The sequence below is a fragment of the Candidatus Berkiella cookevillensis genome, assembly GCF_001431315.2.
Taxonomy (GTDB): Bacteria; Pseudomonadota; Gammaproteobacteria; order Berkiellales; family Berkiellaceae; genus Berkiella_A; species Berkiella_A cookevillensis.
The window spans coordinates 2,599,140-2,617,113 of the sequence record NZ_LKHV02000001.1; the positions used below are offsets into that span (position 1 = coordinate 2,599,140).

The 17,974-nt window shown below is 39.3% G+C and carries 19 protein-coding genes and 1 tRNA gene; 10 read left to right on the top strand and 10 right to left on the bottom strand.

Going from position 1 to position 17,974, the window contains the following annotated elements; genetic code table 11:
- Nucleotides 1-2 precede the first annotated feature (2 nt).
- Entirely contained in the window at nucleotides 3-374 is a 372-nt protein-coding gene (erpA, locus tag CC99x_RS11055; protein ID WP_057624197.1) for an iron-sulfur cluster insertion protein ErpA, read from the bottom strand.
- Between the two features lie 224 nt (nucleotides 375-598).
- On the opposite strand from erpA, the gene hemJ reads away from it, so the two are divergent.
- Nucleotides 599-1,036, top strand: a complete 438-nt coding sequence (gene hemJ, locus CC99x_RS11060) for a protoporphyrinogen oxidase HemJ (RefSeq protein ID WP_057624198.1) — start codon at nucleotides 599-601, stop codon at nucleotides 1,034-1,036.
- Between the two features lie 23 nt (nucleotides 1,037-1,059).
- Here hemJ and CC99x_RS11065 read toward each other — a convergent pair whose 3' ends face one another.
- A complete protein-coding gene (locus CC99x_RS11065) occupies nucleotides 1,060-1,224 on the bottom strand; it encodes a rubredoxin (RefSeq protein WP_057624199.1) in 165 nt (54 codons plus the stop codon).
- A gap of 179 nt (nucleotides 1,225-1,403) precedes the next feature.
- On the opposite strand from CC99x_RS11065, the gene hemL reads away from it, so the two are divergent.
- Nucleotides 1,404-2,699, top strand: a complete 1,296-nt coding sequence (gene hemL / locus CC99x_RS11070; protein WP_057624200.1) for a glutamate-1-semialdehyde 2,1-aminomutase — start codon at nucleotides 1,404-1,406, stop codon at nucleotides 2,697-2,699.
- Between the two features lie 10 nt (nucleotides 2,700-2,709).
- Nucleotides 2,710-4,242: a bifunctional aminoglycoside phosphotransferase/ATP-binding protein gene (locus tag CC99x_RS11075; RefSeq protein ID WP_057624201.1), complete on the top strand. Its 1,533-nt coding sequence runs from the start codon at nucleotides 2,710-2,712 to the stop codon at nucleotides 4,240-4,242.
- Nucleotides 4,243-4,585: 343 nt separating this feature from the next.
- Here CC99x_RS11075 and sfsA read toward each other — a convergent pair whose 3' ends face one another.
- Nucleotides 4,586-5,368, bottom strand: a complete 783-nt coding sequence (gene sfsA, locus CC99x_RS11080) for a DNA/RNA nuclease SfsA (RefSeq protein WP_057624202.1) — start codon at nucleotides 5,366-5,368, stop codon at nucleotides 4,586-4,588.
- Nucleotides 5,369-5,677: 309 nt separating this feature from the next.
- Between sfsA and dksA the strand changes: the two genes are divergently transcribed.
- From dksA to CC99x_RS11095, 3 genes are all read left to right on the top strand, one after another.
- A complete protein-coding gene (dksA, locus tag CC99x_RS11085) occupies nucleotides 5,678-6,178 on the top strand; it encodes an RNA polymerase-binding protein DksA (protein ID WP_057624203.1) in 501 nt (166 codons plus the stop codon).
- Nucleotides 6,179-6,216: 38 nt separating this feature from the next.
- A complete protein-coding gene (locus CC99x_RS11090) occupies nucleotides 6,217-6,882 on the top strand; it encodes a nitroreductase (protein ID WP_057624204.1) in 666 nt (221 codons plus the stop codon).
- A gap of 107 nt (nucleotides 6,883-6,989) precedes the next feature.
- Nucleotides 6,990-7,301, top strand: coding sequence for a hypothetical protein (locus tag CC99x_RS11095; RefSeq protein WP_057624205.1), 312 nt, complete (start codon nucleotides 6,990-6,992; stop codon nucleotides 7,299-7,301).
- 71 nt (nucleotides 7,302-7,372) lie between these two features.
- Here CC99x_RS11095 and CC99x_RS11100 read toward each other — a convergent pair whose 3' ends face one another.
- From CC99x_RS11100 to acs, 4 genes are all read right to left on the bottom strand, one after another.
- Nucleotides 7,373-7,732, bottom strand: a complete 360-nt coding sequence (locus CC99x_RS11100) for a phasin family protein (protein WP_057624206.1) — start codon at nucleotides 7,730-7,732, stop codon at nucleotides 7,373-7,375.
- Between the two features lie 95 nt (nucleotides 7,733-7,827).
- On the bottom strand, nucleotides 7,828-8,403 hold the full coding sequence (gene phaR, locus CC99x_RS11105; protein ID WP_057624207.1) for a polyhydroxyalkanoate synthesis repressor PhaR: 576 nt from the start codon (nucleotides 8,401-8,403) through the stop codon (nucleotides 7,828-7,830).
- A 160-nt stretch (nucleotides 8,404-8,563) separates the two neighbouring features.
- A complete protein-coding gene (gene phbB, locus CC99x_RS11110) occupies nucleotides 8,564-9,310 on the bottom strand; it encodes an acetoacetyl-CoA reductase (RefSeq protein ID WP_057624208.1) in 747 nt (248 codons plus the stop codon).
- 73 nt (nucleotides 9,311-9,383) lie between these two features.
- Nucleotides 9,384-11,336 (bottom strand): acetate--CoA ligase, encoded by a 1,953-nt coding sequence (gene acs / locus CC99x_RS11115; RefSeq protein ID WP_057624209.1) that lies wholly within the window; start codon nucleotides 11,334-11,336, stop codon nucleotides 9,384-9,386.
- 169 nt (nucleotides 11,337-11,505) lie between these two features.
- Between acs and CC99x_RS11120 the strand changes: the two genes are divergently transcribed.
- Nucleotides 11,506-11,799 (top strand): hypothetical protein, encoded by a 294-nt coding sequence (locus tag CC99x_RS11120; RefSeq protein WP_057624210.1) that lies wholly within the window; start codon nucleotides 11,506-11,508, stop codon nucleotides 11,797-11,799.
- A gap of 49 nt (nucleotides 11,800-11,848) precedes the next feature.
- Here the strand turns inward: CC99x_RS11120 and pgi are convergent, their stop codons facing one another.
- Genes pgi through pcnB form a run of 3 tightly spaced genes read right to left on the bottom strand, consistent with a single transcriptional unit; the run spans nucleotide 11,849 to nucleotide 15,273 of the window.
- Nucleotides 11,849-13,495, bottom strand: a complete 1,647-nt coding sequence (gene pgi / locus CC99x_RS11125) for a glucose-6-phosphate isomerase (protein ID WP_057624211.1) — start codon at nucleotides 13,493-13,495, stop codon at nucleotides 11,849-11,851.
- Between the two features lie 9 nt (nucleotides 13,496-13,504).
- On the bottom strand, nucleotides 13,505-13,984 hold the full coding sequence (gene folK / locus CC99x_RS11130; RefSeq protein WP_057624212.1) for a 2-amino-4-hydroxy-6-hydroxymethyldihydropteridine diphosphokinase: 480 nt from the start codon (nucleotides 13,982-13,984) through the stop codon (nucleotides 13,505-13,507).
- Nucleotides 13,981-15,273 carry a polynucleotide adenylyltransferase PcnB gene (gene pcnB / locus CC99x_RS11135; RefSeq protein WP_057624213.1) on the bottom strand — a complete coding sequence of 431 codons (1,293 nt, stop codon included), beginning with the start codon at nucleotides 15,271-15,273 and terminating at the stop codon, nucleotides 13,981-13,983. Before pcnB ends, folK begins: the two co-directional genes overlap by 4 nt.
- A gap of 509 nt (nucleotides 15,274-15,782) precedes the next feature.
- Between pcnB and CC99x_RS11140 the strand changes: the two genes are divergently transcribed.
- The 3 genes from CC99x_RS11140 to CC99x_RS11150 all read left to right on the top strand — a co-directional run bounded on the left by CC99x_RS11140 (nucleotide 15,783) and on the right by CC99x_RS11150 (nucleotide 17,971).
- Nucleotides 15,783-15,858 (top strand) — tRNA-Glu (locus tag CC99x_RS11140).
- A gap of 34 nt (nucleotides 15,859-15,892) precedes the next feature.
- Nucleotides 15,893-16,552 (top strand): O-methyltransferase, encoded by a 660-nt coding sequence (locus tag CC99x_RS11145; protein ID WP_077065369.1) that lies wholly within the window; start codon nucleotides 15,893-15,895, stop codon nucleotides 16,550-16,552.
- A 471-nt stretch (nucleotides 16,553-17,023) separates the two neighbouring features.
- Nucleotides 17,024-17,971 carry a retropepsin-like aspartic protease gene (locus tag CC99x_RS11150; RefSeq protein WP_057624215.1) on the top strand — a complete coding sequence of 316 codons (948 nt, stop codon included), beginning with the start codon at nucleotides 17,024-17,026 and terminating at the stop codon, nucleotides 17,969-17,971.
- Nucleotides 17,972-17,974: the final 3 nt, after the last annotated feature.

Consider the following 17,974-nt stretch of genomic DNA (forward strand, 5'->3'; position numbering starts at 1 on the left):
GCTTAAAGATCCAAAGAAAAAGACGAACCACAACTACACGTTGTTTGTGCATTCGGGTTATTAATTTTAAAACGCGATCCTTGCAAATTCTCTACAAAGTCAATCTCCGCGCCCTCTAAATACGTCATGCTAACGGGATCGACGGCTATTTTGATGCTATTCGTTTGAGTCTCATCTAATGGGATTTCAGTAATAACATCATCGGGCTGCTGGGATGAATCAAAGGTAAAACCATACTGAAAACCAGCACAACCGCCGCCCGAAATATAAACGCGCAGCTGCAAAGCGGGATTTTCTTCGTCTTGAATCAACTCCTCTACGCGTTTAAGCGCAGCTGCACTGATTGAAAGTCCTGGATGGACATTGTTACTCATAAAACCTCATCATTTAAATGATATGCTTAGTGATTTATTGTAAGGCATTATAGGCTTTGTGCTTAATACCTGTCATATATTAAGTAGGTTATGTTAATTTCTTATATTTTACTACTATCTCATCTTCAGCAGCAATTTTTATCCTCAATGTACGCTTCACATTCGAATTTTAGGTTTTGCGTGTAGAATAGTGCCTTTCCTAAAATCTAAAAATAAGAGAAAAAATGCTTTGGGTTAAAGCTTTACATATTATTTTCATGGTGACTTGGTTTGCAGGCCTCTTCTACTTACCTAGATTATTTGTCTACCACTGTGAAATCACAAAGGATGAAACCGTGCATTACCAACGATTTTGCAAAATGGAGAAAAAACTCTTTTGGATTATTATGACCCCAGGCGCATTATTAACCATTGGTTTTGGTGTTTGGCTACTTACACTGCTTGGACATGAATACTTTGCGACTCAACCATGGCTGCATCTTAAAATGACGCTTGTCCTTGCTTTGATTATTTATCACTTTTATTTATTAAAACAACTTCTAAGCTTTCAAGCCGGCAAAAATACACACAGTGCTCGCTTCTATAGAATACTCAACGAGTTCCCGTCCATTATTTTATTTGCTGCGGTTTTACTCGCCGTTTTAAAGCCAAGCTTTTCTTAAAAAGAAAGCTTGGCCTCTTAATCTTAAATTTCAACCATTTCAAAATCTTCTTTCATTGCACCGCAGTCTGGGCAGCACCAAGTCAATGGGATCTCCTCCCATTTCGTGCCTGGCTCAATACCTTCATCAGGCCAGCCCAAAGCTTCATCATAGATAAAGCCACATAACAAACACATAAATTTTCTCATATTTAAGTTCTTAGTTTATAGAATGATATTTTTAAAGGCTGAAATTTTCTCACATCTAGTCGCTTAAGCGAAGAGCCAGCTATGTTACACTACTCAAAATTTACGGGCAAAAAATGTTAGTCAGATATATTTTATCTTGGCACTTTCAACACTTATATTTATAGACACAGGCAGACATAATGAGCTACTCAGAAATTCTATTTGAAAAAGCAAAAACCGTTATTCCAGGTGGCGTTAATTCACCCGTTCGCTCATTTAAAGGCGTTAACAGCACCCCCATCTTTTTCTCAAAAGCCAATGGCGCACACCTATATGATGTAGATGGTAAATCCTATATCGATTTTATAGGATCTTGGGGACCCATGATCTTGGGACATCAACATCCCGCTGTGCTTGAAAGCGTACGCTCTACACTGCAACAGTGTATGTCTTTTGGTGCCCCTTGCTCTCAGGAGGTTGAATTAGCAAATCTTATCTGCACTTTAATCCCTTCCATAGAAAAAGTACGCATGGTCAGTTCAGGCACCGAAGCAACAATGACAGCAATTCGTCTTGCAAGAGGCTATACCGGACGAGATAAAATTATCAAATTTGAAGGCTGCTATCATGGTCATAACGATAGTTTATTGGTTAAAGCAGGCTCAGGCGCACTGACTTTTGGACAGCCTAGCTCTCCAGGCATACCCAGCTCCCTCACAGAACATACGCTCAATCTCCCATTCAATGATAAAGAAAAATTATATGAAGTATTTTCACAAAATGGCGAAAATATTGCAGCGGTTATTATTGAACCCATTGCAGGCAATGTAGGCTGCATCCCTGCTGATACAGAATTTTTAATGGCTTTACGCAAACTGTGTGATGCTTATGGGGCTGTTCTGATCTTTGATGAAGTCATTACAGGCTTTAGAGTAGGCTTAACGGGTGCACAAGGTCACTATAATATTACGCCCGATCTCACGACGCTTGGAAAAATTATTGGTGGTGGCATGCCTGTGGGTGCCGTGGGTGGCAAAGCTGCTATTATGGATCATCTTGCGCCTGTTGGCCCTGTGTATCAAGCCGGCACCTTGTCTGGCAATCCTGTTGCGATGAGTGCGGGTATTGCAACACTCACACAATTGCAACAACCTGATTTTTATAAGCATTTACAAGCAAAGACCGAATTCTTTGTAAATACCTTAAGTGCTCAAGCAAAAGAGCATGGTATTCCACTTGTCATTAATGCGGTAACCGGAATGTTTAGCCTATTCTTTAGCAAAGAAGCTAAAGTAAACTCGTTCGAACAAGCCATGACAACCGATGTTGCGCAATTTCAACATATATACCACGTACTCCTAGAAAAAGGCATCTATTTAGGCCCCTCTGCTTATGAAAGCGCATTTTTATCTAGCGCACATGATCAAGCAGTGCTTGACGAAGCATTATCTGCTTTTGATGCTGCTTTTCTGAGCTTAAAAACACATTTGGGTTAGGAGAAAAAAAATGGATGCTTCATTCATTCAGACGCTGCAAAACCCTCGTATTTATCCGCATGAAATTCATCAATTTGAAATGATCCAAACACATTTGTCTTGGATCATTTTAACAGGTAACTACGCCTATAAAATCAAAAAACCTCTAAATTTAGGTTTCCAGGATTTTACTACTTTAGAAAAACGCAAATACTATTGCGAACTTGAAACCACACTGAACAAGCGACTTGCCCCTGATCTTTACATCGATGTTGTTGCAATTACAGGGACAACAATAAATCCTGAACTGAATGGCACTTCTGCACCGATTGAATATGCAATTAAGATGCATCAATTTAGCCAAGAACATATGCTGTCATTCATGGCATCTGAAAATCGTTTAACAGCAAAAATAATAAAAGGTATTGCAGAGCAACTCGCATCCTTTCATATTAACGCAGAAAAGGCTGCACCAGAAAGCGCATATGGCACACTCACAGCAGTCATTGCCCCCATGCGAGATAATTTTCAAGCACTTTTTAATATGCCCATTACCCAACCGTGGCATGCAACACTCAAAAAATTATCATCTATTACTGAAGAAAAAAATAAATCCCTGCAAAATATTCTAGAGCGTAGAAAAAAGGATGGGTGGATTCGTGCAACTCATGGCGATGTTCACTTAGGTAATATTGTCCTTATCAATGATACGCCAGTTATTTTTGACTGCATTGAGTTTAATGAAGATTTTCGTTGGACCGATACAATGAATGATGTGGGTTTTCTTTTTATGGATTTAATGCATAAAAATTTACCCGATCTTGCCTATATGTTTATTAATCATTATCTTGAAATCAGTGGCGATTATGAGGGGTTGGCCTTACTATCTTTTTATGCTTGTTACAGAGCAATGGTTCGCGCAAAGATCACAGGCTTTCAAATGGCACAAACGGATCCTGCGTCATCTCAATATCAACAACTGTATCAAGAACTAGGCACCTTCATTCATCTTGCAGAAAAATTCTTAGCAGAAAATCAACCCACTTTAAGCATTACGGTTGGCGTCTCAGGTTCTGGAAAATCTAGCTACACACAAAAATTGATGACACAACAAGGCGCTCTTCGTTTGCGTTCAGATGTTGTGCGCAAACAATTACTCAACTTGCCACTCTATGAGCCTACACCAGACACGCAAAAAGCCATTGTTTATAGCGAGGAAACATCGCAAACTGTTTTTGAAAAATTAAGAGAATATGCAAAACTTTATCTCCACCAAGGGCAATCCGTCATTATTGATGCGACTTGTATTAAGTTTTGGCAACGCGCTTTATTTGCTTCTCTTGCACAAGACCTAAAAGTACCCTTCAAAATATTTGCTTTTGATGCAGACTTAAATGAACTTGTCGCACGATTAGAAAAAAGGCAAAAATTAAAGCAAGTATCCGATGCAACCATTGAGGTTGTTCGTTCTCAATTGAACAATTTTGATGCACTAACGCCGCAAGAGAAAAGCATAACAACTTTTGTCACAAACAATGAAGTCATAGATGCTATAGGGGATTAACATGAAGCAATTAACTGAACAAGAAACCCTATGTGTTGCGGGGGGTAACCTAATCACCGCAGTAACCGTTCTGTCTCTTAGTCACATTTTTGATTAAGCTACAGAGTTATATTTTTAACAGAACGCTTGATGAGCGAAGCGAATAAAAAATCCCACTTTTTGAAGGGGGACGCGCACTGACAAGTGCGCAAGGGGGATTTATGCTGTGGATTTAAGGTCAAACAGCTAAATCCCTCTGCTCGGTGCAGCTACGCCGCACGAGCCTCTCCCTTTACAAAGTGAGAACATGTTCGCTTTGCGAACGAAGAAAGCAACGTAGTATAAAGTAAAACTGCAAAGAGCATTAATCACTTTTTTCAGAGCGAGGCGTATACAGCATCCTCGCAGGAATGCACACTTCCACAGGTTCGGTGACGACCATTTCTTCTAAAGTAATATGAACTCGATAAGCCATCACTTCTACCCCACGAATAACAGCTTGTCTTAATAAGCAGCCAAAATCAGGATTGATATGATCGGCGGGAAATATTTTATTAATACCTGTATTCATTACACAATATACCCAAACTGCACGATACCCCAGCTCTTTGGCAGCAATTAAGGCAGATAATTGTTTGGTAATACGCTTATCATCTGTATCTGGGTAAAAACCACGATGAATTTCATCTCCCATGGTGACACTTTGCACAACGACAAAACAATTGTCATGTTTAGGAGCCTCTGACAGTTTCTCTTTGTCATTAAAATGTGGATATTCTGATAATAAGAAATCAAATTTCTGATTGTTAAATTTTACATCAGACAATACATGCTGATAGCCACTTAGGGGGGCAATTACATTTGTGGCAATACCATCTAAGATAATTTGTTTAGCACGTTGATGATTTACACAGACCAACTTACCTCCCTCTATTTCTACAAGTTCCCAAGTATCATGGTAAGTTTTATTTGGATTTGAGCAACGAGAAAACCATACTCGGCTCCCCAAAACATTACAGCCAATCAAATTACCGGCATTGGGACAATAAATGGTGTGCTTCTCTTGATTTGCTAACACAATATCTGCCAAAAAGCGTTTATAACGCTTTAGTAAGATGGCTTCTTGTAATGGGCTTGGAAACTTCATATCTGTTTTCTTGTGTATTTTATATAAGTTTATCACCTAATTATAAATGTAGACTAGTTTCAGTTATTATTTAAACTTAAATTTATAAGCAGTGTGTATAAGTACGGTATTGTTTAAGGGTAATTAGCTATAGCCATTATAATTTATTACGTGTATATTCGCTCCTTATAATGAAAAAAACATAGTTTTATCAGCTGCATAATAAATCTTATGATTGGGAACTTAATCTGAAATTTGCCATTCATAGATAAAACTGATATAGATGTTCGTCGTTCCAAGGCGACCTGTTACTTCAGGAAGGAGAGTGCCATGTCTACAGAAGTTAAACGCGATGGTACAGAAAAGAAAAAAAATACAAAATCATCCAATCCGTCTGAACCCAGCACATCACAGACGCTGCTCTCTTATGGGGTAAAACCTTATGAGTCTAAAGCAGACGAAGAATATATGTGTAAGGCGCAACTAGATCATTTCCGAAATTTATTAAATATTTGGAAAAATGCCTTATTACAGGGCGGCGACGATACCATTCATGAGCTAAAATCACAGGCGGCTGAAGTCCCAGCAGATGTCAGCGATCAAGCAACGCTTGAAGAGACATTTGCATTACGCTTACGTGCCCGTGATCGCGAATACAAACTCATCAACAAAATCGATTCATCTATTAAATTGGTAGATAGTGGTGATTATGGTTTTTGTGAAGAATGTGGCATTGAAATCGGTATACGTCGATTAGAAGCCAGACCTACAGCAACGTTATGCATTGACTGCAAAACACTGGCCGAAGTCAGAGAAAAGCAAGGTCGATAGTTCAGTTCACAAACAACTAAAAGATAAATTTTTATTTTATGGATGTTATTTCTGCAATCAAAGAAAGGCGCTCTGTTCGGGCTTTTCTTGATAAGCCTGTATCGCAAGACACGATCGCTCAAGTTCTAGAGATCGCTAGGTGGGCTCCCTCGGGTGTGAACACCCAACCCTGGCGTGTTGCAGTACTTGGCGATCGTGTACGCAAACAAATCACTGAACGCTTCATTCTTGCGCGAGAAACGGGTGTGGCAGAAAATCCTGACTACCCATATTACCCAAGCAATTGGTTTGATCCCTACAAAACAAGACGCCAGCAATGTGGCATGGCATTGTATGGTGCCTTAAACATTCGTAAAGATGATATAGAAAAACGAAAAGCCCAATGGTATAAAAATTATGCTTTTTTTGATGCGCCCTGTGCCATGATTGTGTATATGGATGCAAAGCTTTGTACGGGTTCATGGATGGACATCGGTATGTTTATTCAAAACATCATGCTAGCTGCCCGAGGCCTAGGACTGGAAACCTGTCCTCAAGCCGCACTTGCAGAGTATCCTGATATTATTCGAGCACTGTTAGGGTTATCAACGCAATTTCATATTGTCTGCGGGCTTTCTATTGGATTTGCTGATTGGTCAGAAGCTGTTAATCAATACAGAACTGAACGAGAGACGGTTGAATCATTTACAACATGGCATGAATAATAATGCGCACAGCTCAAAAACCAGTTAACAAACTTGACTTTGCTTGTTTCCAAACGTTACACTGAGTCCACGATCGTACTCAAATCTTATTTCAAGGCTCTACTTGCATGAAGTTTTATAGCGCGTATGCACTCTTAATCACCACTTGGGTAATCTTGAGTATCACCGCTATTAATCTATGTGTGGCAAATCCCGAATTCACATCTATGCTATACACATTCTTAGTCAGCCCCTTATGGGGCTTTAGCTTATTGGGGATGGGCTTAGGATTCATCATCCTATTGATTGCAACGCTCTTTAGCTGGGTTCAGCTCTATTTATTAATTACAGGCAGCATTGATCCACATTTGGCTCAATCAGATTTTTTTAAAGCACTGGAAATTTTTATGAAAACGTTATTCGGCTACAAAGCGGGATAACTACTATCAAAATTTTCAGGGCAAACACACTGTGTTCACCCTGATATAATCAGATTAAGAGCAACGCTTTACTATTTTTGTGTTGTCTTTAAATCTGGCTTGTTAAATTGGCTGGCATATTTCTGATAAAACTTACCACACTCTTTAATGCCTTCTTGCGCTGTTGCAAGTGTTTGCTCAGCGTATTCAAAAGCCTTAGGTGCTTGTTTATTAGCCCATTTCGTTTGCTGTGCCATAAACTCTTCAGGGCTTTTAGCTTGTGCTAAATGACCTAACTGTTCAGATTGAGACTGAACAAAGTCACTACCCGCTTGCAAATTTTGTTTAGCAAGATCGCTCCAGAAACGAGTACATAGCGCACCAAACTCAAGCATGGGTTCCGTTGTTGATTTACTCATTTTAGCCCACTGTTCAAACATATTCGCTGTCATTGGATTCTCCCTTTGTTCTATTTTTGCATTGCAGCAGCTTGTGATTTCAAGGATAGACTCAATCAATCAAGTCAGTCAAACAAATTTCACACTGTTTATTTTTCACTCATTTCTGGCTCTTTGGCCACATGGCTAAAATCCGCTGGATCCTTCTGATTGTTAAAAGAAGTTGCCCAGCCTTGGAAATTCTGCAACCACATTTTTTGAAATTGCTGCCATTGATTTACATTGTTTTTGGTAAATTCTGAAAGTGCCTGTGCTGGATCGGTGCTACTCGTAGGTGCTGCGGATTGCGCAAAAATATTTTTTTGCCATGCTTGTTGTTGCTGTGAAAAATATTTCATACCTTGCTCAAACATGTCGCCAAACATGTTATGCATAGAATCACCATAAAATCGAATCATTTGCTGCAATAATTCGGTTGTGAATAAAGGAGGGCCATTCTCTTCTTGCTCTAAAATAATTTGTAATAATGTGTTATGCGTAATATCTGCTTGCGTTCTTGCTTCGATAACACGAATTGCAACTTGCTCAATTACTAATCGTTTTACATCTTCAAGTGTAATATAGCTACTAATCGCTGTATCATACAGTCTTCTGTTTGGGTATTTTTTGATGATGCGAAAATCTTTTTCTGTATCCAAACTTGTTTCATTTGTGGTGTCAATCATTGATCATTATCCTAATTTTAATGGTAACTACTCATTCCGGATCACGGAACGTCCCTTCTTGAGCCATATTGAACAGAAAACAAACGTTCTTTTCGTCTATCGGGATTAGGGGGCGAATAGCCACTTTGTTATGAAATTCCTAATAACGAGAACTCATAGATTAATACATGTGTTGGCCACCATTAATGGCAAAATTTGAACCTGTAATAAATCCTGAGGCATCCTCTGCAAGAAATGCAACAAGGCGTGCAATTTCATCTGGATTGGCCAATCTGCCCACAGGAATCTGAGCAACAATTTGTTCAATCACTTTTTCCGGCATTTGTTTAACCATTTCAGTCGCAACATAGCCAGGAGAAACGGCATTCACGGTTACACCTTTATTGGCAACTTCCAAAGCAAGTGACTTGGTAAATCCATATATACCTGCTTTTGCAGCCGCATAATTGGTTTGTCCAAATTGCCCCTTTTGGCCATTGATAGATGAAATACTAATAATTCTACCAAATCCTCTGTCCATCATGCCTTGAATCACTTGGCGCGTAACATTAAAAATTGAATCTAAATTTGTGCGCAATACCATGTCCCAATTGATGAGATCCATTTTTTTTAAGGTTGTATCTCGTGTGATCCCTGCATTATTGACAAGAATATCTATAGGGCCTACATTTTTTTCAACCGCTTCAATCAATCCAGCAGCGGATTCAAAGTTTGAAACATCACCATAAAATACTTCTATATTAAAATCTAATTCTCGCATTTTTGCTTGCCACGCTAACGCAGCCGCACTATTGCCACCACCATTATAACCCGCTACAACACGCGCACCTCGTTTATATAATGCTTTACATATTTCTGTACCTATCCCACCTGTTCCGCCGGTAACAAGCGCTACTTTTGCTTTCATTGTGCGAATCCCTTTTGCTGATTGGCCATAAACTGAAGTTTTAACATAATACAAGATCAACTGCCAAACTAAACTATTTTTTTGACTTATGTTTTATTAAGTCTTCTATCACATCTGCTTCTGCCAGTGTAGAAACATCACCCAGCTGATCCAGTTCATTATTAGCTATTTTTCTAAGTATTCTTCTCATAATTTTACCAGAGCGCGTCTTCGGTAATCGAGGTGCCCACTGAATAGCTTCAGGTCTAGCGAATTTTCCAATTGTATGTGCTACCAAGTCTTGCAATGCATTTTCAAGTGCTAAAGACCACTGTTCCTTGTTATTCAATGTAACAAAAGCATATAAAGCTTCCCCCTTAATTTCATGCGGCACACCAACAACAGCAGCTTCACTGACTTTTGGATGTTGTATTAATGCACTTTCAATTTCAGCAGTGCCTAAACGATGCCCAGACACATTAATGACATCATCCATTCGGCCTGTTATCCAGTAATCTCCCTCAGCATCGCAATAAGCGCCATCTCCTGTACAATATTTGCCCGGAAATTGTTTAAAGTAAGTGTTCTGAAACCGAGCATGATCTTGATACACCGTTCTCATTTGTCCTGGCCAACTGCTCTCAATCAGTAGTGCGCCTTTTTCATTTGCAGTACAATTTTTCCCCTCTTGAGAAATGATGCTAGGTTTGATCCCAAAAAAAGGTAAACACGCAGCCCCAGGCTTTTGATGACTGATGTAAGGCAAAGGTGCCATTAAAACGCCCCCTGTTTCCGTTTGCCACCATGTATCAACAATCCAACACTTCGCATTACCTACAGAATGATGGTACCAATGCCAAGCTTCTGGGTTAATGGGTTCTCCGACTGTTCCCAGGACACGCAAGCTATCCCTTTTAGAAGTTGTTAATGGTTGCTCACCTTGTGCCATCAAGGCACGAATAGCTGTAGGTGCCGTATAAAAAATATTGACTTGATAGCGATCAATTAATTTCCATACCAAACTAGGATCAGGACCTGTCAAAACGCCTTCATAAATAACACTACTTGCACCATTGGCCAATGGACCATACACGGTATAGCTATGCCCTGTTATCCAGCCAATATCTGCCGTACACCAATACACATCATTGATTCGATAATCAAATACATAACGATGCGTCATTGCTGCATAAAGCAAATATCCTCCCTGTGTATGCACCACACCCTTAGGTCTGCCAGTTGAACCAGATGTATACAAAATAAATAAAGGATCTTCGGCATCCATCCACTCTGGCTCACAGACAGATGATTCATGTAATGAATATTCGTGATACCAATAATCTCTCTTGGAATGCATTTTTATTTTGCGTCCGCTGTTCTTCAGCACCAATACTTTGGCCTTGTGTGCATAGAGTGCTAATGCTTCGTCTACACCTTCTTTGAGCGGAAACATTTTATTGCCACGCACAGCATCATCTGCAGTCACAATATATTTACAATTTGCATCTACAATTCTTTGGCCGAGCGCATGCGCTGAGAATCCTGCAAAAACAACTGAATGAATCGCACCGATCCTTGCACATGCCAACATTGCTACAATTGTGCTTACTATCATAGGCATGTATACACAAACAACGTCACCCTTTTGAACGCCTAATTTTTTAAGCGTGTTTGCAAATTGGCATACTTGCTCATAAAGCTCACCGTAAGTAATGGCCTGTTGACGCTGCGCACCATCTCCTTCCCAATAGTACGCAATTTGATTTTGACGTTGCGGCAAATGTCTATCCAGACAATTATAAGAAACATTCAGTTTTGCATCCAAAAACCAATTAATTTTTGCCTCAGATAAATCAATTTCAGAAACTTCTTGCCAAGGTTTAAACCAAGTGACAAAACGCTTAGCTTGCTCACTCCAAAATAAATCTGGATTCTTCAGAGAATCTGTATACCATTTTTCATAAGTTGCAAGATCCAAGGCTTTTCCTATCGCATTCTGAGCATCTATAGTTTGTTTATTTACTTCTGTTATTGATTGAACTGTCATCGTTTCCCTCATTTTTTAGCACATTTTTAGCATTTTTTGTTTTTATTTCTCTAACTATCTGTGGATAAGTCGCAAAATTTTGACGTAACGAAAAAACATAGGTACATTGCATCCGTACATTGTAGATGTATACACATTTTTTTAAAAACGCAGCGCGAGGTATGGAATTATGCGTACATTAAGTCAAATGGAACTTCAATCAATTTCTGGTGGTAATTTAGATAAACCATTGCTGCAATCAAGCTTTTCTGATGCTGCAACTTTCTATGGAATCTTTAGCGGTTTTACTTATGGGTTGGCTCAGGGTGCAGAACTATTCAGCTACACTGTGCGCGGATTTGATGTTGGTAAACTGCTTAGCCAAACTGCAGGTGGCGCAGCTGGCGCAGCAATAGGTGGTTTACTTGCTAGCTTAGCTACTCATTATGTTATTCCTGCTGCAACAGGTCTCATTGGAGACTAAAAGCAACACAAATCACTTTGTATTGCTTTTTGCCACACAGCATTGATGTTTAATTAATTGATGCTGTGTTAATTCTTCTCAATAACTGCATAGTAGAGCTGTCAACAGGCTCTTTAGCTTCTTTGCCGTTTACTATGTTTGTTAAATCGTCTGCTAATTTCTTACCAAGTTCAACACCGGGTTGATCAAAAGAATTGATTTGCCAAATGATTCCTTGCACAAATACTTTATGCTCATACAAAGCAATTAATTGACCTAAGGCATAAGGATCTAAGGCTTCAAGCATTAAGGTATTGCTTGGTTTATTGCCTTGCATTTGATTAATGCTCACATCTGCGCTTTGCAAAGCTCTATTCCCTTCCATCAATGCTTTAGCTTGCGCCAAACAATTGATAACTAATTGCTGATGTTGCACTTTGTCTTTGGCTTTGGTGTTCTGTGCGACAATAAAATCAACGGGGATAAAATGTCTGCCTTGATGCAATAATTGATAAAAAGCATGTTGCGCATTGGTGCCTTCTCCCCCCCAAATAATAGGCGCGGTATCTTTAGCAACCATATCGCCATTGGGTTGTTGTGATTTCCCATTACTTTCCATGTCTAACTGTTGAATATAATCCGCAAAGCGTCTCAAAGAATAACTATAGGAACACAAAGCATGTGTGGGTGCCTGCCAAAAGTTGCGATACCAAATACCCAATAAGGCTAATAAAACAGGCATGTTTTCTGCTAATGGCGAATTGCTAAAATGCTTATCCATATCATGCCCGCCTTCTAAGAATTGCTTAAACCCTTGCACACCAATCAATAAAGCAACTGGAAAACCAATACTAGACCATATCGAGAATCTTCCACCAACCCACTCCCAAAATGGCAACACAAATTCTTTTGCAATACCCCATGCGATCGCACGCGCCGGATTTGCTGTGATTGCAACAAAATGCTGCGTTAACTGCTTGGTATGTAGCTTATTTTCCAACCATTGCTTTGCAAGTTGTGCATTAGCTAAAGTTTCTGAAGTTGTAAAAGATTTTGAGGATAACAAGAACAATGTAGTTTCAGGATTTAGATTTGCTGTTACTGCTTCAAATTGAACGGGATCAATATTTGCAATAAAATGTACATTGAGATTTGTGTTCCAATATGGCTTTAAAGCTTGTGTCAACATTTGTGGCCCTAAATCCGATCCACCAATGCCAATATTCACAACATCTGTGATAGCTTGCTCTGTCGCACCTAACCATGCGCCTGATTGCAATTTCTCAACAAAATTAAACATTTTATTTCGGATTTCTGTTATATCTGTAACAAGATTCTTAGCATTTACCATTAAGCTTTCTGTTTCAGGCAAACGCAGTGCCGTATGTAAAGCAGCTCGATCTTCTGTGACATTAACATGCACACCAGACATCATTTGATGAATTGCATTCTGAATATCATAGCTTTCAGCAAGTGCGATTAACGCTGCAAGAATATCTTTGCTAATAAAATTCTTTGAATAATCTAAAAATAAACTATTTACCTGCAATGAAAACGCTTCAGCGCGCTGCGAATCAGCCCCAAATAATTCAGAGAGATGGGTTGTTTGTATATTTTCAAACATCTGTTGCAACTGCATCCATACCATTTCTCGCTCACTTTGTTTGGAACTAACACTTCTTAAAGCACTTTGCATCAAGGAATCAACAACCGGCATAACAAACCTCTATAGTTTCATATATTCATCAGGGTTAAACTGCTCGACCAATGTCTGCAAGCTTTTCCCATCGTTAAAGATAAAATTTGGCGCAATTTCGAAAAACGGTATAAGCACGAAGCTTCTCTTTGTCATCTCAGGGTGAGGCACTGTCAAGGCAGGTATTTGGATTGATTGATTGCCATACAATAGAATATCGCAATCTAAAATGCGTGGCCCCCATTTTATTTCTCGCTTCCTGCCACGACTTGCTTCAATGTTTAACAATGTATCGAGTAATTCCATCGGCCTCAAACTTGTTAAAATACTGATAACGGCATTCACAAAATCAGGTTGTTTGGGTCCTAATGGCTTTGTTTGATACAGCGACGATTGGTGCTGCAATGTAATGTCTTTGATTTGACTTATTTCATCTATCGCAGACTTGACCTGATACACAGGATCTTCAAGATTACTGCCTAAGCCAATATATGCTACTTCAGGAATCATTTTTTTTCTGTATCTTCTTTTTTCCGCTTCTTCTTTTTGGGTTTCCCTGATGCTTTTTTAACCAAATTGCGACGTTCGGAAGGATCTGCTTCCACATAGACTTGCCACCAATCTGCCAATTCCTTGATAGGCTCACCCGACGTTGAGCGCAACAAAAGAAAATCATAGGCCGCTCTGAAACGTGGCTCAAGCATCATGCGTTCAGCTCTTTTTCCCGCCCTATTTTGCATTCTAGATTGCAACATCCAGATCTCTTTTGCCCCGAATGAAATACGCTTGGGCATACTAATACGCTTAATCTGTTCTGATAAGCATATTTCCATTGCCTTGAGTCTTGCGGAATACAGACTCATACCATCGTCCATATATTTTTGTGCCAATTTTAAAATAGGATGCCATAATAATGCAGCAATAATAAAAACAGGCGTCACACCTTTATCTTCACGAATACGCTTGTCTGTATTTGTAAATACATCTGTCAAAAGCGCTTTTGTTGGATAAACATCATCCTGTAAGCATGCGAAAGTTTGCGGAAATAATGCCTCAAACAAACCATATTCTAATAATTGCTCAAAGGCTGGGTAGGCTGCACCCGAATGGAAAAGCTTTATCACTTCTTCAAAGAGTCTTGCAGGCGGGACATGCGTGATCAAAGATCTTGAAGCTAACATTGGCGCGACTAGCTCATCACTGAAACTCAAGTCTAACTTACTTGCAAAACGAATTGCTCTTAACATTCTTACGGGATCTTCACGAAAACGTGTCGCCGTGTCCCCAATCATACGCAGCTTTCTATCTTTTAGATCTTGAATACCGCCGGTAAAGTCTACAACAGAAAAATCTGCAATATTGTAATATAAAGCATTGATGGTGAAATCTCGACGCCAGGCATCTTCCTCTATCGAACCATATACGTTATCTCTTAAGACCATGCCTGCGGCAGAATGCGCAACCTCTTCATGCGCATGCTCAACCTGTTTTCTAAAGGTTGCCACTTCTATAATATCTCGACCAAAATGCACATGCGCTAAACGGAAACGACGCCCAATCAAACGACAATTTGAAAATATTTTACGGATCTCTTCAGGCAAAGCATTGGTTGCCACATCAAAGTCTTTTGGATGCTTATTGAGTAATAAGTCTCGCACACCACCACCCACCAAATAAGCTTGGTAGCCATGTTTCTTCAAACGATAAAGCACTTTTAGTGTATTTTCACTAATGTCCTTGCGAGAGATACTGTGATCTTGGCGCGTTAAAACCATCGGCGCTTTAGTACGAGGTGACATTGAAGAGGCAGTCGGCTTGGATGGCCGCCTACACATCAGCAATTTGGCTTTCTTAATTAGTCCGGTTATCATGCATTATCATGTAAAAGCTAGGTAGAAATGAATTTTCTGTCGTTAAAATGATGGGATATGATATCATTGCCACGGGTTTAAGGTAAACGAAACACCTAAAATATACCAAAAAAATTGAAATTTAAGGCGATACACGCGGATTGCGAAATCCTAAAGACAACAACGCCTAAAGCTTGATCGAGATTTTTTTATACTCGAGCGAGGAAGTTTTAGGCTAGGCGTCAAGGGTTGAGCAACCGAAATGTACAACAGGTACATGAGGATTGCGAAATCCCGAAGACAACAACGCCTAAAGCTTGATCGCAATTTTTATACTCGAGCGAGGAAGTTTTAGGCTAGGCGTCAAGGGTTGAGCAACCGGAATGTACAACAGGTACATGAGGATTGCGAAATCCCGAAGACAACAACGCCTAAAGCTTGATCGAGAAGAGTATTTAGCTCCCTTCGTCTAGTGGCCTAGGACACCGCCCTCTCACGGCGTAAACAGGGGTTCGAGTCCCCTAGGGAGCGCCAATTTAGTAATATGATGTTTTTTAGTAGGAAGCCAATGCCAAGGAAATCAAAAATGCTCGCAGAAGAATTTTTTAACGATGCTATTAATACTTATGTTGAACACGCCACAAGCGATGAATCTGCTTTACTTAAAAATCTTCGTATAGAAACACGCACACAAACCAACATGATTAACATGTTAAGTGGCCCTGTTGAAGGTCGACTGCTGCAATTACTTGTTTCTTTATCCAAAGCAAAAAATTGCTTAGAAGTTGGTACTTTTACAGGCTACTCTGCTCTCAATATTGCTGCCAGCTTACCCGCAGAAGGCAAATTATATACCTTAGAATTTAACCCAGAATATGCAAAAATTGCCCAAAAATTCTTCAATTTGTCTCCTGACGGACACAAAATTGAATTATTGCTCGGCAAAGCCGAAGATAGCATCCGCAACCTGGATGTTCAATTTGATTTTGCATTCATTGATGCAGATAAACAAAATTACCCTTTGTATTATGATTTAATTCTTCCTAAACTACGTTCTGGTGGCCTCATTATCGTTGATAATGCATTATGGGGTGGTGAAGTGGTTGCGCCCGTTGAGAAACAAGCGCATGCTATTCATGCGCTGAATCAAAAAGCAAAAAATGATCCACACGTAGAAACCGTTATGCTCACTGTGCGCGATGGTATTTTTATTATTCGTAAGAAGTAAAGCTTTTTTTAACCCTCACCTGGCTTTCAGCCACCCTCTCCCAAAATTGGTAGAGGCGTTTTGATTCGCTACGCTCATCGATAAGAGAAAGCGGAAAGGTACACAGTGAATGATTTTCTTCCCTTGGAATCAAGAGAAGAGGCTTACTAGAGTAAGCAGATGGATTTTTTTAAATCTATGTTTTAAAAATCCCTCCGCCGCAGACGGCGACTCCCTTTGATTCCAAAGGGAGTATACCGGCGCTTTGCGCCTGACTGGTGCCAGCCTTCGCTAACATGACATATTGACTGAATTTTTCAGTATAAAAATCTTGTGGAGATCACTCAGATTGCGAGAAGCGTAACGACGAAGCAATCTATTCTTAAAATATACCTATCTGAGTTTAGAAACAGCCGCAAAATCCTTCATTTAACAACTAAAATTTAATTCTTCTATAATTCTTTATATTATTCTCAAAAAATAATATATTTAATGCCCCTATTATTATCAGTTATTTTATATCTCTTGCTCATTCCCTTCAGCTTTGCAGCGAAGGAAGAGAACTATCAGCTTAAAATTGTTTATCCTTATAAACACCCTATTCCCCATCAAATATCATTAGAGAATGCAACAGAAACCGTGCAATTACAGTCTAAATCCGGTTTACTATTTGTCAGCACGATGCTTAATGGCAAAGGCCCTTATTTATTTTGGCTCGATACTGGCTCTGAAATCAGCATCATTTCAAAAGAGGTGGTTGATGATTTAAAACTACCTTTATTAACCAAAACACGACATAACATTCAAGCCTCTCATGGCAGCGAAATATTGACGAGCTATTTAAGTCTTGCACCCAGTTTAGAAATTGGTAAAACGACTTTTAAAAATGCGCCATTTATCACGGTTGATAAAAATCACAACGCAAATACACTTTTTACAAATTTAGGTGTGGTTGGCATGTTGGGGATCAATTTATTTCATGGTATTACTATTACCATTAATTTTCCTCAAAAAACTTTATCCTTTCAAAAGCATTATGTACCCGACAAAAACAATATGCAGATGAACAGCGTTTATTTTTTTCCTGTTGTCTCTGGCAAGGTATTTCATAACAAAACTGAAAAGGCCTATTCTTTTTTGATTGATACTGGATTTAATGGTTCCATTGAAATGCCCAACTGCAATAAAGAAAAATTGCAAAATGTTAAGACCAATAATTCAATAGATTTTTTTAATAATATTGAGACGGGATTTCTATCAACACTCAATGGTATGATTCGTTTTGGGCAGCTAAGCCAAATCAATCCTGTTGTACGCTATGCCGATAGCTATTGCAAAAAGCCACGTTCCTTTGGATTGATTGGTACGCAATTCCTGAAAGACAAAACACTCACTATCAATCTGGAAAAAAGAATACTGAGTATTGTGCCTGCAAAATAGCAC

Bases quoted from the DNA above. Each gene is read 5' to 3' on its own strand.
- CC99x_RS11100 (WP_057624206.1), bottom strand. From the start codon at position 7,732: ATGACAGCGAATATGTTTGAACAGTGGGCTAAAATGAGTAAATCAACA.
- erpA (WP_057624197.1), bottom strand. From the start codon at position 374: ATGAGTAACAATGTCCATCCAGGACTTTCAATCAGTGCAGCTGCGCTT.
- CC99x_RS11090 (WP_057624204.1), top strand. From the start codon at position 6,217: ATGGATGTTATTTCTGCAATCAAAGAAAGGCGCTCTGTTCGGGCTTTT.
- phaR (WP_057624207.1), bottom strand. From the start codon at position 8,403: ATGATTGACACCACAAATGAAACAAGTTTGGATACAGAAAAAGATTTT.
- CC99x_RS11095 (WP_057624205.1), top strand. From the start codon at position 6,990: ATGAAGTTTTATAGCGCGTATGCACTCTTAATCACCACTTGGGTAATC.
- CC99x_RS11145 (WP_077065369.1), top strand. From the start codon at position 15,893: ATGCCAAGGAAATCAAAAATGCTCGCAGAAGAATTTTTTAACGATGCT.
- dksA (WP_057624203.1), top strand. From the start codon at position 5,678: ATGTCTACAGAAGTTAAACGCGATGGTACAGAAAAGAAAAAAAATACA.
- pcnB (WP_057624213.1), bottom strand. From the start codon at position 15,273: ATGTCACCTCGTACTAAAGCGCCGATGGTTTTAACGCGCCAAGATCAC.
- sfsA (WP_057624202.1), bottom strand. From the start codon at position 5,368: ATGAAGTTTCCAAGCCCATTACAAGAAGCCATCTTACTAAAGCGTTAT.
- acs (WP_057624209.1), bottom strand. From the start codon at position 11,336: ATGACAGTTCAATCAATAACAGAAGTAAATAAACAAACTATAGATGCT.
- CC99x_RS11075 (WP_057624201.1), top strand. From the start codon at position 2,710: ATGGATGCTTCATTCATTCAGACGCTGCAAAACCCTCGTATTTATCCG.
- hemL (WP_057624200.1), top strand. From the start codon at position 1,404: ATGAGCTACTCAGAAATTCTATTTGAAAAAGCAAAAACCGTTATTCCA.
- hemJ (WP_057624198.1), top strand. From the start codon at position 599: ATGCTTTGGGTTAAAGCTTTACATATTATTTTCATGGTGACTTGGTTT.
- phbB (WP_057624208.1), bottom strand. From the start codon at position 9,310: ATGAAAGCAAAAGTAGCGCTTGTTACCGGCGGAACAGGTGGGATAGGT.
- folK (WP_057624212.1), bottom strand. From the start codon at position 13,984: ATGATTCCTGAAGTAGCATATATTGGCTTAGGCAGTAATCTTGAAGAT.
- CC99x_RS11120 (WP_057624210.1), top strand. From the start codon at position 11,506: ATGCGTACATTAAGTCAAATGGAACTTCAATCAATTTCTGGTGGTAAT.
- CC99x_RS11150 (WP_057624215.1), top strand. From the start codon at position 17,024: ATGCCCCTATTATTATCAGTTATTTTATATCTCTTGCTCATTCCCTTC.
- pgi (WP_057624211.1), bottom strand. From the start codon at position 13,495: ATGCCGGTTGTTGATTCCTTGATGCAAAGTGCTTTAAGAAGTGTTAGT.
- CC99x_RS11065 (WP_057624199.1), bottom strand. From the start codon at position 1,224: ATGAGAAAATTTATGTGTTTGTTATGTGGCTTTATCTATGATGAAGCT.